The sequence below is a fragment of the Sulfurimonas aquatica genome (assembly GCF_017357825.1).
Classification (GTDB): Bacteria; Campylobacterota; Campylobacteria; order Campylobacterales; family Sulfurimonadaceae; genus Sulfurimonas; species Sulfurimonas aquatica.
In genome coordinates, this window is sequence record NZ_CP046072.1 from 553,469 (window position 1) to 565,402 (window position 11,934).

An 11,934-nucleotide genomic window follows, 5' to 3' on the forward strand; every position below is an offset into this window, starting at 1 on the left:
TAGCTTAAGTGGTTTTATTCTAACTTACTCAATTATATGTGCGACATATTTACCCTTGTGGGATTGGGCAATGACATTTTGTTTTATCTTTGTAGATGAGGTTTGTGGATTATAACTAACTTGCATAATCTTTTTACCCTGTGCTTTTAGGTATTTTTCTACTGCGATATTATGAGGTTTATCTCCCCAGTCTTCTCCAATTACAAATATATCAATATTTTGCTCTTTACAGTTAGTCACATACTCAAGCTTGTCATAAGATACGACAGAGTCCACGCAGCTTAAAGCTTTTAGCATTTCCATTCTTTGGTTAAGTGGGATTACCGGTACGTTTCTTTTGTATGAGCCTACTACTTCATTAGACGCAACGCCAACTATCAACTTATCACCTAAAGTTTTACAGTACTCTAGTAAAGCTAAATGACCAACATGTAACAAATCGAAAGTGCCTACGGTATATACAATCATTAATTTCCTTTAACGATAAGCCATCTTAATAATAAGTTATCTTAGTTATAATAGCTTTTTATAATTAAGTCTTCGGTCGATTAAATTAATAATTTAAATACAACGCTTTCGCCACTTACAAGGACTTATAATGTCAACAAGAAATTCTACATTGCCACAACCTAGTATTCTCTCTTACATAAAGGATATACCAAACCTTTTATCACTCGCAGGATTAGCCTGTACGCTACTTGCCATATATTATGCAATTTTAGAAAATTACTCCATCTCAATGATTGCAATGGTGTGGGCCGTCGCTTTTGATTGGGCTGATGGTCTAGTTGCTAGAAAACTCAAAGGAAGAACCTCTACCGATGCAAAATTTGGAGGACAACTTGACGTTTTAATAGACATAGTAAGTTATGGCGTTACTCCCGCAATTATACTTTTGAGTTATGGAAAGTTTGAGCCACTCTATTTAGTTGGAGCTTTTATTATGATAGCGGCTGCGGCAGTAAGATTAAGTTATTTTAGTACATACGGTCTAGCAGGCGGAACAAAATATACTGGACTCGCTCTTGACAATAATAGTCTGATTTTAGTATTTGTATTTTTACTAGAGAGTTTTGTAAGTCATGATATGTTTACAATCATCTTATATCTTAGTGGAGTTGGACTTGCAGTTTTAAACGTATCAGAGATTAAAACGCCAAAACTCTCAGGCAACCCTAGAAACGTTTGGCTACTTGGCACTTACATTCTTACTATCACATTGATTTATGGGTCTAAACTTATTTTTTAACAGGCTCTTTGACTTCTCTATTGTAGTCGCTCTGCGTTGCAACATCATAAACCGTATATCCATTTTGATATAAGAGTTGTGCCGCTGCGCCACTCCTGCTTCCTGTTCTACAGTAGAGTACTAAAGCTTTGTTTTTAGGCACTCTGCTTAGAGTTTTAAAAAGCTCCTCCACAGGGATGTTTATAGCGTTGGGTATATGTGAGCGTCTATACTCCTGATAGGTACGCACGTCGATAATTACTGCTCCATTTTCTACCGCTTTGCGAGCTGCTATTATGGTAGCATCATCAACGCTGCTACAGCCTGTAAAATTACTAATGATGAAGAGTGAAAAGAGTATGTTTGTTAAAAGATATTTCAAAATTATGCCTTGAATTTGTATGGAAGCGTTTGTTCTTGTAATTATACTAAAATAGGAAAGTTATACCATTCAAGATACGCTTAATTTTTACTCTTTACTCTTTTCTTATAAGCTGAAGCGTTCAAATATTTGCCACTTGTATCATTGGTTCCCGAGTTTTCTTCTCTTATGATAGTATTGGCCTTTGGTTGGTACTGAGTAGCTTTAGCCTTTGGTTTGCCATTGGTCTCAATTTCTAAAATCAAGCCCTCTTTTAAATTATTTAAAATCATAAGTATCGTTTCTAAGTTTTCATCATTTACTGATAGTTTTATCTGATTCATTGTATTCCAATATTTTGAGTGAAGTATATCTAGCTAATATTTAAGTTACGGATAAAGTTACTTGCAATTTGTCTAGCTCGAGAGAGAAAACGCTGAGCGATTTCAGGTTCATAAATCGTATTTAGCGTTTGGAAAAAAAGTTCCAACCATCGCTCAAAAGCTTTTACACTCAATCTATCTTCAAACTGCATGTGAGGAGCGAAAGGACTACCCGTATATGCAAAGTCGCCTAGACCTATAGAAGCCCAGAAATCAGTTAATAACTCAATATGCACTTTCCACTTTTCACTTTTTAAATCTTTACCTAGCACATCTATAAATATTGGCCCGATTAAATCATCTTTAACTACTTTTGCATAAAACTTCACGACTAATGTATTTAAATTTTCTTTTGTTATTTCATTGCTTAGCATTCGTATCTTGAACCTTTAGTGACTAGTTATATAATTGTGAAAGTATATCTTTTATTTAATTTAGCACCTCTTTAATAGATGAGAATCTATTTTATCATCAGATTAATTAACAAACGTTAATTATTAAAAGCGTTATACTAAGCTAATAAAAAGGAGTTAATTATGAGACAATATGAGACATATAGATGTAATAAATGTGGAAATATAGTAGAAGTGCAGAGTGTTGGTGGAGGCGAGCTTCACTGTTGTGGAGAAGCTATGGAGATGATAACGGAGAACTTAACGTCAGTAAACTTGATGAAAGCCTTTGCTGGTGAATCCCAAGCTAGAAACAAATATGAATACTTTGCTAAAGTAGCGCAAAAAGAGGGTTATAGAGATATTGCCGAGCATTTCCAAAGAGCTGCAAATAACGAAAAAAAGCATGCAAAAATGGAGTTAGCGCTTAACAACAGAATGACAAGTGGCAGTGAAGATGAATTTGGAGATACAAAAGAGAACCTTCAGTTGGCAATAGATGGCGAGTCGTATGAAAATACTACTATGTATCCTGATTTTGCAAAGATTGCAGAGGATGAAGGGCATAAAGAAGCGGCAAGACTCTTTAGCGGGATAGGAAAAATTGAAATAGAGCATGAGAAAATGTTTCAAATGCTTTTAGAGAGACTTGAGAGTGGTTCTGAGTTTGTCAGTGAAGATGAAGAAGAAGCTTGGATATGCGAAGTGTGTGGACACGTTCACTACGGAAAAAAAGCTTTAAAAACTTGTCCGGTATGTAAACATCCCCAGGAGTATCAGTCGCGTTTAAATAGTAAAAAATAAATATTAGCGTTATAGTTTTGTATATAAAAGGGTCTCTATGAAAGATTATGAAAGTTTAATTGGGCAAGTACTCGATGAGAGTCAAAAGATAATTATAGGTAAAGAGAAGCAGATTAAACTCTCTCTCGCCACTTTTTTATCTGGCTCGCACCTCTTAATAGAGGATATTCCCGGCGTTGGAAAGACCACTCTAGCCAAGACTATCTCTCACGTTATGGGTTTAGAGTACTCCCGTATTCAGTTTACAAATGATCTCTTGCCCTCAGATATCATAGGCGTAAACTTTTATAATACAAAAGAGTCAACGTTTAGTTTTAAAAAAGGTCCTGTATTTTCTCAGTTTTTATTGGCGGATGAAATTAACCGCGCTTCATCAAAAACTCAAAGCGCACTTTTAGAAGCGATGGAAGAGCAGCAGGTTAGTATAGATGGGGAGAGTTTTGATCTGCCTCGACCTTTTTTTGTTATAGCTACGAAAAACCCTTATGAAGAGATCGGTACATATATGCTTCCCTCATCTCAGCTAGATAGATTTGCAATATCATTCTCCTTGGGTTATCCCTCTTTTGACGCCGAGAGAGAGATTTTGTCTTCAAAAAATAGATATCGCATAGATGATTTAAAATCATTAAATATGCAAGAGATAGAGTTGCTTCAAAATAAGTTTGAAGAGATGTATGCAAATGAGGAGATCTTAGATATCATCCAAGAAATCTTAAAGTTTACTCGAGAGAGCTCGCTTTACGTAAAAGGACTCTCAACAAGAGCGGCAATAACGCTTTTAAAGATATCAAAGGCATGGGCTATGATATCTCTTAGAGACTATGTTTTGCCTTCTGACGTTTTAGAAGTCTTGCCATATATTACTCATCATCGTCTAGAGTCAAAAGGTGATAAGAAGAGTCCAGTTGAGATTGTAGATGAAATCATTAAAAACTTACATATCGATATTTAGAAGCGTAAACAACAAACCTACTAAGTACTTTCTTTTTCTTGTTGTCGCTATAGTAGGTCTGTTTTTACAAGCTTATATGCATAATTACAATATTGTATTTTTAGTTCTTTTCTTTCTAGTTGGCATAGCTGGAGCATCATCTATGTATGGCGTTTATAATATTTATCATATTAAAGGGAGACTCTTATCTTACGATAGATTTTTTGCGGGGAGTGCCTCGACTTATAAACTCTCAATCGTAAATGAGTATGAATATCCATCCTATGATATAACTCTTACAAGTAAGCAAAAAGAGATACATATAGAGTCCATAAAACCACACCATTTTCAGACCATATCATTAGAAGAAAAATTTGACACTAGAGGTAAGCACTCTCTATCAAACATAAAAATGCACTCTTTTTTTCCACTCCCTCACGAGATTAAGTTCAAAGAGATTGAGATAAACAAAGAGGTAATCGTATATGCTAAGCCAGAAGGCATATCACTTTTTAAGTTTTATAATAAGAACAACTCCATGAGTGGCGAAATAGATGAGTTTGATGGCGTTAAGAAGTTTAATCAAGGCGATAGCACATCCTATATTCATTGGGCATCTTTAGCAAAAAATGACACCTTAATGGTAAAAAACTTTTTATATGAAGATGAGACTAAAAAGCTATATTTTGATTTTAAGACAATGACTGGAACTAATGAAGAGAGGCTTTCACAACTAACTCTTTGGGTATTAGAGTGTGAAAAAAATAGATTTGATTTTACGATAAACTTAAATGGCGACATCTTAGAATCTAAAAAAATGAGTACAGATGAAATCCTTCAAGCAATTGCTCAGTTCTAGAGTGCCCTCATCATCTAAGCTTTTAGATATAGCTATAATCTTATCTATAGTTCCACATCTTTTTGTTATGAAATTTTTCATGATTTTGTATATATTTATAGCTCTTGTTGTTATTATGAAGAAACATAACTCTAGTAAAGATAAGTATATCTTGATGCTGACTGGTGCTATTCTCATAGCACTCTCTTTTTTCAATGATTATAATTTCTCAAACTTCTCTAGAATGCAATTTTTTGTATCTTTAGTGAGTGCCTTACTCATTTATGCAGTAACGCTTCAAAAAACTACAGGAGAAATTAATGTCTATTTAAAACTCTCTCCCGCGTTTTTAATGTTACTCAGTTTCTTCTTTTTTGAATCAATCACTATGTTACTCTATACAGTTTTCACGCTTTTTGTTTTTACTCTTTTAAACATTTGGAGTAGAATGAACACGACACTGCTTGACGTTATCAAACTTACTTCCCAACTCTTTGTCTTAGCACTTCCCATAGTTGTGATTTTGTTTTTAGTTTTTCCTCGTATCTCATTTCAAAAATCTGACTTTGGATTTCAAGCAGATAGCTATTTATCGAGTGGATATAACGATGAGATGCATCTGTCCTCGGATGAAGTGCGACCATCAAACAGAGTAGTGATGGAAGTCTATTTTCAAGATGAAAATATATCTGATGATAGTTTATACTTTAGAGGTGCGACACTTTACAAACAAAATGGAATCGATTGGCTTAAAGAGTCAAAAAACAGAGAAACCGATAGATTGATTAAAGCAAAAAATATCATTAACTACGACATTACACTCTATCCACATGCAAAAGAGTGGATATACCCACTAGATATGCCAACTAAAGCAGTTGAAAAAACAGTTCTAAAAAGCGACTATACACTCTCTTCCATAAAACCTATCTATAATAAAAAAAGATACAAACTAGATGCAGCCTTGTCTTATAAGTTAGTTTCAAAAGATTTATCTAACACGCTTGACGTAGACGTAAGGAATAGCCCTCAAACATATAAAGCCTTAGAAGAGTTAAAAAACTCAAACTTAAGTGACATACAAAAGGCAGTAGGATTAATGAACTTTTTTAAAAGGCAAAAAATACTCTATTCTCTAAAGCCAAAAAACATTGATTTAGACAACTTTATGGACTCATTTCTTTTTGATGCAAAAAATGGATACTGCATTCACTTTGCTTCTTCGTTTGCTATGAGTGCAAGATTGGTTGGGATTCCCTCTCGAATCGTTACAGGATTTAGACCTAGTAAGGAAAACATGATAAAAAACTACCTCTTAGTCAAGAGCTCTGATGCACATGCTTGGGTTGAACTTTATGTAGATGATAGGGGCTGGATGAGGTTTGATCCTACTACTACAGCTATGCAGAGTGCAAGGCAAGAAAGCCAATCTCAAGTAGTATCAAAAAACACTCTCTTTGAAACCATAAACCTGAACTTTATGTATGCAAAGTATGTAATAGATAGTTGGATATTAGACTACAACAGAGCCAAGCAGCTGAGTATACTCAATAAACTTATGAACGACACCCTTTATGTTGCAAAATTTGTCGCATCGATTGGTGGGTTTTTTATCCTAGTGTTTATACTATATATAACTATAAAAACTCCTAGAGCTAAAGATGAGCTTATGAGTGAGGTAGCTAAACTGCTCAAAGCTCTTAAGCGCCATGAGCTGATAAAAAAAGAGAGTGAACCTATGCGAGAGTTTCTTTTAAAAGTACAAGAGAGTAGAGGCTTAGACACTAAAAGTTTAAGTAATGCCTATCATGAACTGAAATACTCTAAGAAGGATAAAGAGTTAAATTTAGAATCATTAAAGTATGAAATAAAAATATTAATAAGCTCTTTAAAAAAGAAAAATAACTAACCCCGAATAAAGAGTGTTTTAGTATAGTCACACTTACAAAAAGAGTAAAAGGAGAGAAGCATTGGTAGTATATGATAATGTAGTATTGATAGGTTTTATGGGAAGTGGCAAAACTAGCGTTGGTAAAGTTCTAGCACGTCACCTATGTAAAACCTTTGTTGATGTTGACACGGTTATTGAAAAAGAGCAAAATTGTAGCGTTTCTGAGATTTTTGCTGACAAGGGAGAGGAGTATTTTCGCTCTTTGGAGCAAAAATGCATAAATGAGTTAACTCAAAATAAGGGTCAAGTGATAGCTACTGGCGGTGGATTGCCTATTTACAGTGAGATATCAAAGAAGTCTCTTATCATTTACATAGATGCGGACTTTGACGTGATACTTGGGCGTTTACCAGCAAAAGAACGTGCTAAACGCCCTCTGCTTCATGATGAATCTAGAGCAAAGGGTCTCTTTAAAGAACGCATAGGAAGATATGAAGAGCTTGCAAACTTTAGAGTAGACGCAAATCAAAGCATACCGACCTTTATACATGTCGCGCTAGATTATGTTTTAGACCAAAGAGTTTTATAACTTCTAGCTCTTTCTAGGATATAATTAATTATGAAAAAGAAACTTTTGCTACTAGAAGACGATCTGGCGTTAAATGAGACTATTGTCGATTATCTTGAGAGTATTGGCTTTAGCGTTACTTCCGTATATGATGGCAATAGTGCTATAGACGCTATTTATGAGAATAGTTTTGATTTGTTGCTATTAGACGTTAACGTCCCCGATATAAATGGCTTTGAGATACTCAAGAAAACAAGAGAGCAGGGATCAAGTGTGCCTGCCATTTTTATAACATCTTTAAACTCAATGAGTGACGTAGAAAATGGGTATGATAGCGGTTGTGATGATTATATAAGAAAACCATTCGCGTTAAAAGAGTTGAAACTAAGAATAGATACGATTTTAAAAAGAGATTTTTTTCATAACGCTAGTGATAAAGTACAAATTGACACGGATATCTACTATGACACTCAGAGCGACCTACTAACTATAGGCAGTGATGAGGTACAACTCAACAACAAAGATGCGAAGCTACTAAAACTCTTTTTAAAAAATAGAGAGACTCTTCTTACCCATGAGACGATTTACGAAAATCTTTGGGAGTATGGAGAAGAGATAAGTGAGAGCGCTTTGCGCACTTATATAAAAAATTTACGAAAGTATTTAGGAAAAGAAAAAATTGTCAGTATTAAAAAACTTGGATATAGATTTACCACAAAGTGAAAAAAAGACGTTATATAGACTTCTCTCTTTATATGTTTTTTTTACAATAGTAATTTTAGGCTTAACGGTATCTCTATACTATACTATGCAAAAAGAGTTGGCCATTAGCCAAAGAACAATACTCCTAGATGAGTATACAAATAATTTTTTATCACTACTCCAAGAGTTACAAAATGACAAAACAAATACTCTCGTTTATCCAAGAGATGAAAAGTTTAAGACCTCTTTATATGGAGAGGACTATAAACTTATCTATTCAACCCTACCTGACCCGCAAAAGCTATTAACAGAGGTGACGTATACTAATAGCAAAAAGATTAGATATGTCGCCCAGCCTCAAAAGTTTTATCTAAACACTCAATATATTGTCGTAGAGGTTATTGATGATAAAGAGTGGCTGAATAAGACTGTAGAGAATATAGTTCTTTATAGTTCTTTGTTTTTTATCTTTATGTTAGTTCTTGGATACTTCTTAGTAAATCTTTTTTTAAAACCAATGAAAGAGACTCTTTTACTTCTAGACACTTTCATAAAAGATACTACGCATGAGTTAAATACTCCAGTAAGTACGATTATGACAAATATTGAGCTGATAGACAAAGACTCTATTGAGGATAAGTATCTTTTAAAAATCATCAATAGAATCGATATAGGGGCGAAGACAATATCAAATATATATAATGATTTAACCTACTTAGTATTAAACAATAAAATCATATCAGATAACCAAGATATAGAGTTAAAAGAACTAATAGAGCAGAGAGTGGAGTATTTTTCAATTTTAGCAAACATGAAAAAAATAGAAGTTATAGCTACTCTAGAGTCAGGAGTGGTATTAAACATCGATAGTAAAAAACTCTCAAAACTCATAGACAATATTCTTTCAAACGCCATCAAGTACAATAAGGTAAGTGGTTCAATCTATATTCATTTAGATTCAAAACGTCTTAGCGTAAAAGACACGGGTCGAGGTATTAAGCAAGAGCATCTTGATTCTATGTTTGATAGATATGCACGATTTGATACAACGGTTGGTGGCTTTGGCATTGGCTTGAATATAGTGAAGATGATATGCAGTGAGTACCATTTGAGTATAAACATAAAATCAGAACTAGATAAGTGGACAGAAGTCACAATCACTTTTTAACTCCCTCTTTTTTAATTCCACAATCATTCCACAATTATTTTATATACTACCCTTATAAGAAAATTAAGGAGAAGAAAATGAAAACAATTAATAAAGTCTTATTAGGTTTAGCGGTAGTTGGTTCACTAACGGCGTTATCGGCAAATGGAGCTAACTTATATAAAAAATGTTCCGTATGTCATGGTGCATTAGGTGAAAAAAAAGCTTTAGGTAAATCTGCAGCTATTAAAGGTTGGGACGCGACTAAGACTATCGCGGCGCTAAAAGGTTACAAGAAAGGAACATATGGTGGAGCGATGAAGGCTCTTATGAAAGGTCAAGTTGCAGCTTTAAATGATAAGCAGATTGAAGATTTGGCAAAACATATACAAACACTAAAATAGATAAAGGAAATAGTATGAATAATTTATTAAAAACGGTATTAGCAAGCGCATTGATACTTGCGGTAGGTTCAACAGTTGCATCAGCAGATGCTAAAAAAGGTCAGAAATATTACCTTAAAAAACTAAAAGTATGTAAAAAAGACGGTCTTAAAAATGGTGCGGTTTTCGCAACTAAACATGATCGTAAATCGTGGGAAGGGCTAAAGTCTTCTGGTAAGTTAATGGATGAATTCAAATCTATTTGTCCAAGTGGCGTTAAGAAAATGAAAAAGATGAAAGAAAAAGACATTACTAACCTGTATGATTTCGTTTGGAAGTATGCATCAGATGGTGAAGTTCCATCTTGTGGTTAATAAAGTAATTATAAAAAAATAAAGGAAATATTATGCAAAGAAGACAATTTTTAAGTATGACTCTAGGCGCGTTAGCTTTAGCTACTGTTCCTGCAAGCGTAAGAGCAGAAGATTTTAGAAAAACTAAACCAACTGTATGGTCTGCGCACACTGTTGACGACGCTATCAAAGCAATGTATGGCTCAACTAACTTAGTTATGGAAGGTGTTACTTTAACGGCTCCGGACGTTGCAAGTAATGGTGGAGCAATACCTGTTGATTTTGGTACGTCTAAAGACGCTAAAACTATCGCAGTGTTTCAAGATGCAAATCCTGAAGCTGCCGTATGCGTTTATACATTAAACAAGTATAGTAAAAATGATTACTCTATAAAAATCAAAATGGCAAAATCAGGAACTATCACTATCGTTGCTGAAGGTAAAGATGGAAAGCTATACGCAGCTAAGAAAACTCTAGACGTTGCTCTTGGTGGATGTGAAGGTTAAAACTTTCACATCTAAAAAATAGAAAAAAATAGTTAAAGGATATATAATGAAAGTAAAAGCAAAATTAAAAAATGGCGTTGTTAAAGTTAAGTGTATGGCTAAACATGACATGACTACTTACAACCAGATGGAAAAGAAAACAGGTAACAAAGATGATGCAAACTTTATTACGTATATGAGTGCTAAAATCGGTAATGAAACTGTATTTGAAGCTTCAACTTCTCAGTTTTTATCTAAAAACCCAATCTTCAAGTTTCAATTTCAAGGCATTGGCGCTAAAGGCGACAAACTTGTAATGGAATGGATAGACCGTAAAGGTAATAAAGGTAAAGGTAAGAGTAAAATTAAATAATTTTAACTGTATGCAAGGTAGTACTTAAAACAATAACTCATTGCTTTAAGATTCAAGGCAATATAAGTAGCTATAATATTTAAGAAGAACATAACTTAAGGTAAAAAGTAATGGAATTAAATATATTAGAGCTACGTGCAAAAGCCTTTGATTACCTGTTTGACGCTGTTGTTGTAACAGATGGTCAGGGGATTATTACGGACTGGAATAGTGGTTCTGAATTACTCTATGGTTATACCAAAGAAGAAGCTATTGGACAGCCTGCAAGCATACTCCATGTTCTTGAAGATAGTGATTCTATCACCTCGCTTGTCCTCTCTTCAGTTGAAAAATATGGAAAATGGAATGGTGAAATCAGGTACTTACATAAAGATGGTCATATAGGTTGGCTAGAATCAATATGTATTCCCGTTTTTGATGATAAGCAACAGATGATAGGCGCGCTTGGTATAAACCGAGATATAACTACTCGGATTGAAGAGACAAAAAAACTTGAGTACCAAGCACATTATGACCCTCTAACTAAACTCCCAAATCGTGCTCTCTTTTTTGAGAGATTAGAAAAAACCTTAGCAATTTCAAAGCGAAAGAAACACTCTTTTGCAATACTGTTTATAGATCTGGATGACTTCAAAAGTATAAATGATAAGTATGGACATAATATTGGAGATGAACTTTTACACGAAGTCTCTAGAAAACTGGAGAGTTGTATACGAGAATCCGATACAGTTGGGAGAATTAGTGGTGACGAGTTTGTTATTTTACTAACTGAGATAGCCTCCCATGATGAGCCTGGTATTATGGCAGAACGTATTATTAAAACAGTTTCAAGCCCCATTAAAATAAAAGATTCTGTATGTAATATAGGTGTTTCAATAGGAATTAGCCTCTATCCTGAACATAGTAGTGACTTGGATGAACTACTAATACTCGCAGATAAAGCTATGTATCATGTTAAGCATTTTGGTAAAAATAGCTCTGAATATGCAAAGTAATTTTATTTATTTGTAAGCTATTCCTTACTTAATTAATAACTTTTTACACCAAAGTAAAAAAACTTTTACAAACAACAACTACTTTTTAAGAAGCATCTTT

At 34.1% G+C, this 11,934-nt stretch carries 17 protein-coding genes; 13 read left to right on the top strand and 4 right to left on the bottom strand.

The annotated features are described in order from the left end of the window. Positions 1 to 24: 24 nt before the first annotated feature. Complete coding sequence (locus GJV85_RS02655; RefSeq protein WP_207562331.1) at positions 25 to 468, bottom strand: FAD synthase family protein; 444 nt, start codon at positions 466 to 468, stop codon at positions 25 to 27. A 130-nt stretch (positions 469 to 598) separates the two neighbouring features. Here GJV85_RS02655 and GJV85_RS02660 point away from each other — a divergent pair, with 130 nt between their 5' ends. Further along, positions 599 to 1,249, top strand: a complete 651-nt coding sequence (locus tag GJV85_RS02660) for a CDP-alcohol phosphatidyltransferase family protein (protein ID WP_207562332.1) — start codon at positions 599 to 601, stop codon at positions 1,247 to 1,249. Here GJV85_RS02660 and GJV85_RS02665 read toward each other — a convergent pair. The 3 genes from GJV85_RS02665 to GJV85_RS02675 form a co-directional block, all read right to left on the bottom strand. Next, positions 1,239 to 1,610 (bottom strand): rhodanese-like domain-containing protein, encoded by a 372-nt coding sequence (locus GJV85_RS02665; RefSeq protein ID WP_207562333.1) that lies wholly within the window; start codon positions 1,608 to 1,610, stop codon positions 1,239 to 1,241. The genes GJV85_RS02660 and GJV85_RS02665 overlap by 11 nt on opposite strands. 80 nt (positions 1,611 to 1,690) lie before the next feature. Beyond that, a complete protein-coding gene (locus GJV85_RS02670; protein WP_207562334.1) occupies positions 1,691 to 1,933 on the bottom strand; it encodes a hypothetical protein in 243 nt (80 codons plus the stop codon). Positions 1,934 to 1,962: 29 nt separating this feature from the next. Next, entirely contained in the window at positions 1,963 to 2,346 is a 384-nt protein-coding gene (locus GJV85_RS02675; RefSeq protein ID WP_207562335.1) for a group III truncated hemoglobin, read from the bottom strand. 162 nt (positions 2,347 to 2,508) lie between these two features. On the opposite strand from GJV85_RS02675, the gene GJV85_RS02680 reads away from it, so the two are divergent. The 12 genes from GJV85_RS02680 to GJV85_RS02735 all read left to right on the top strand — a co-directional run bounded on the left by GJV85_RS02680 (position 2,509) and on the right by GJV85_RS02735 (position 11,834). After that, a complete protein-coding gene (locus tag GJV85_RS02680; RefSeq protein WP_207562336.1) occupies positions 2,509 to 3,168 on the top strand; it encodes a ferritin family protein in 660 nt (219 codons plus the stop codon). A 37-nt stretch (positions 3,169 to 3,205) separates the two neighbouring features. Beyond that, positions 3,206 to 4,123, top strand: coding sequence for an AAA family ATPase (locus GJV85_RS02685; protein WP_207562337.1), 918 nt, complete (start codon positions 3,206 to 3,208; stop codon positions 4,121 to 4,123). After that, positions 4,089 to 4,961, top strand: a complete 873-nt coding sequence (locus GJV85_RS02690; protein WP_207562338.1) for a DUF58 domain-containing protein — start codon at positions 4,089 to 4,091, stop codon at positions 4,959 to 4,961. The genes GJV85_RS02685 and GJV85_RS02690 overlap by 35 nt, the downstream gene beginning before the upstream one ends. After that, positions 4,930 to 6,846, top strand: coding sequence for a transglutaminase TgpA family protein (locus GJV85_RS02695; RefSeq protein ID WP_207562339.1), 1,917 nt, complete (start codon positions 4,930 to 4,932; stop codon positions 6,844 to 6,846). The genes GJV85_RS02690 and GJV85_RS02695 overlap by 32 nt, the downstream gene beginning before the upstream one ends. Positions 6,847 to 6,907: 61 nt before the next feature. Next, positions 6,908 to 7,417 (top strand): shikimate kinase, encoded by a 510-nt coding sequence (locus tag GJV85_RS02700; protein WP_207562340.1) that lies wholly within the window; start codon positions 6,908 to 6,910, stop codon positions 7,415 to 7,417. Between the two features lie 30 nt (positions 7,418 to 7,447). Then, a complete protein-coding gene (locus GJV85_RS02705) occupies positions 7,448 to 8,119 on the top strand; it encodes a response regulator transcription factor (protein ID WP_207562341.1) in 672 nt (223 codons plus the stop codon). Further along, positions 8,076 to 9,266 (top strand): sensor histidine kinase, encoded by a 1,191-nt coding sequence (locus GJV85_RS02710; protein WP_207562342.1) that lies wholly within the window; start codon positions 8,076 to 8,078, stop codon positions 9,264 to 9,266. The genes GJV85_RS02705 and GJV85_RS02710 overlap by 44 nt, the downstream gene beginning before the upstream one ends. Positions 9,267 to 9,343: 77 nt before the next feature. Then, positions 9,344 to 9,649, top strand: coding sequence for a c-type cytochrome (locus tag GJV85_RS02715; protein WP_207562343.1), 306 nt, complete (start codon positions 9,344 to 9,346; stop codon positions 9,647 to 9,649). Positions 9,650 to 9,663: 14 nt separating this feature from the next. After that, entirely contained in the window at positions 9,664 to 10,002 is a 339-nt protein-coding gene (locus GJV85_RS02720) for a cytochrome C (protein ID WP_207562344.1), read from the top strand. A gap of 32 nt (positions 10,003 to 10,034) precedes the next feature. Beyond that, positions 10,035 to 10,487, top strand: coding sequence for a thiosulfate oxidation carrier protein SoxY (locus GJV85_RS02725; RefSeq protein WP_207562345.1), 453 nt, complete (start codon positions 10,035 to 10,037; stop codon positions 10,485 to 10,487). A 46-nt stretch (positions 10,488 to 10,533) separates the two neighbouring features. Continuing rightward, complete coding sequence (gene soxZ / locus GJV85_RS02730) at positions 10,534 to 10,839, top strand: thiosulfate oxidation carrier complex protein SoxZ (RefSeq protein WP_207562346.1); 306 nt, start codon at positions 10,534 to 10,536, stop codon at positions 10,837 to 10,839. A 110-nt stretch (positions 10,840 to 10,949) separates the two neighbouring features. After that, positions 10,950 to 11,834, top strand: coding sequence for a GGDEF domain-containing protein (locus tag GJV85_RS02735; protein ID WP_207562347.1), 885 nt, complete (start codon positions 10,950 to 10,952; stop codon positions 11,832 to 11,834). Positions 11,835 to 11,934 lie beyond the last annotated feature (100 nt).

Coding starts and splice junctions, on each gene's coding strand:
- GJV85_RS02655 (WP_207562331.1), bottom strand. CDS start 468: ATGATTGTATATACCGTAGGCACTTTCGATTTGTTACATGTTGGTCAT.
- GJV85_RS02660 (WP_207562332.1), top strand. CDS start 599: ATGTCAACAAGAAATTCTACATTGCCACAACCTAGTATTCTCTCTTAC.
- GJV85_RS02670 (WP_207562334.1), bottom strand. CDS start 1,933: ATGAATCAGATAAAACTATCAGTAAATGATGAAAACTTAGAAACGATA.
- GJV85_RS02675 (WP_207562335.1), bottom strand. CDS start 2,346: ATGCTAAGCAATGAAATAACAAAAGAAAATTTAAATACATTAGTCGTG.
- GJV85_RS02680 (WP_207562336.1), top strand. CDS start 2,509: ATGAGACAATATGAGACATATAGATGTAATAAATGTGGAAATATAGTA.
- GJV85_RS02685 (WP_207562337.1), top strand. CDS start 3,206: ATGAAAGATTATGAAAGTTTAATTGGGCAAGTACTCGATGAGAGTCAA.
- GJV85_RS02690 (WP_207562338.1), top strand. CDS start 4,089: ATGAAATCATTAAAAACTTACATATCGATATTTAGAAGCGTAAACAAC.
- GJV85_RS02695 (WP_207562339.1), top strand. CDS start 4,930: ATGAAATCCTTCAAGCAATTGCTCAGTTCTAGAGTGCCCTCATCATCT.
- GJV85_RS02705 (WP_207562341.1), top strand. CDS start 7,448: ATGAAAAAGAAACTTTTGCTACTAGAAGACGATCTGGCGTTAAATGAG.
- GJV85_RS02715 (WP_207562343.1), top strand. CDS start 9,344: ATGAAAACAATTAATAAAGTCTTATTAGGTTTAGCGGTAGTTGGTTCA.
- GJV85_RS02720 (WP_207562344.1), top strand. CDS start 9,664: ATGAATAATTTATTAAAAACGGTATTAGCAAGCGCATTGATACTTGCG.
- GJV85_RS02725 (WP_207562345.1), top strand. CDS start 10,035: ATGCAAAGAAGACAATTTTTAAGTATGACTCTAGGCGCGTTAGCTTTA.
- soxZ (WP_207562346.1), top strand. CDS start 10,534: ATGAAAGTAAAAGCAAAATTAAAAAATGGCGTTGTTAAAGTTAAGTGT.
- GJV85_RS02735 (WP_207562347.1), top strand. CDS start 10,950: ATGGAATTAAATATATTAGAGCTACGTGCAAAAGCCTTTGATTACCTG.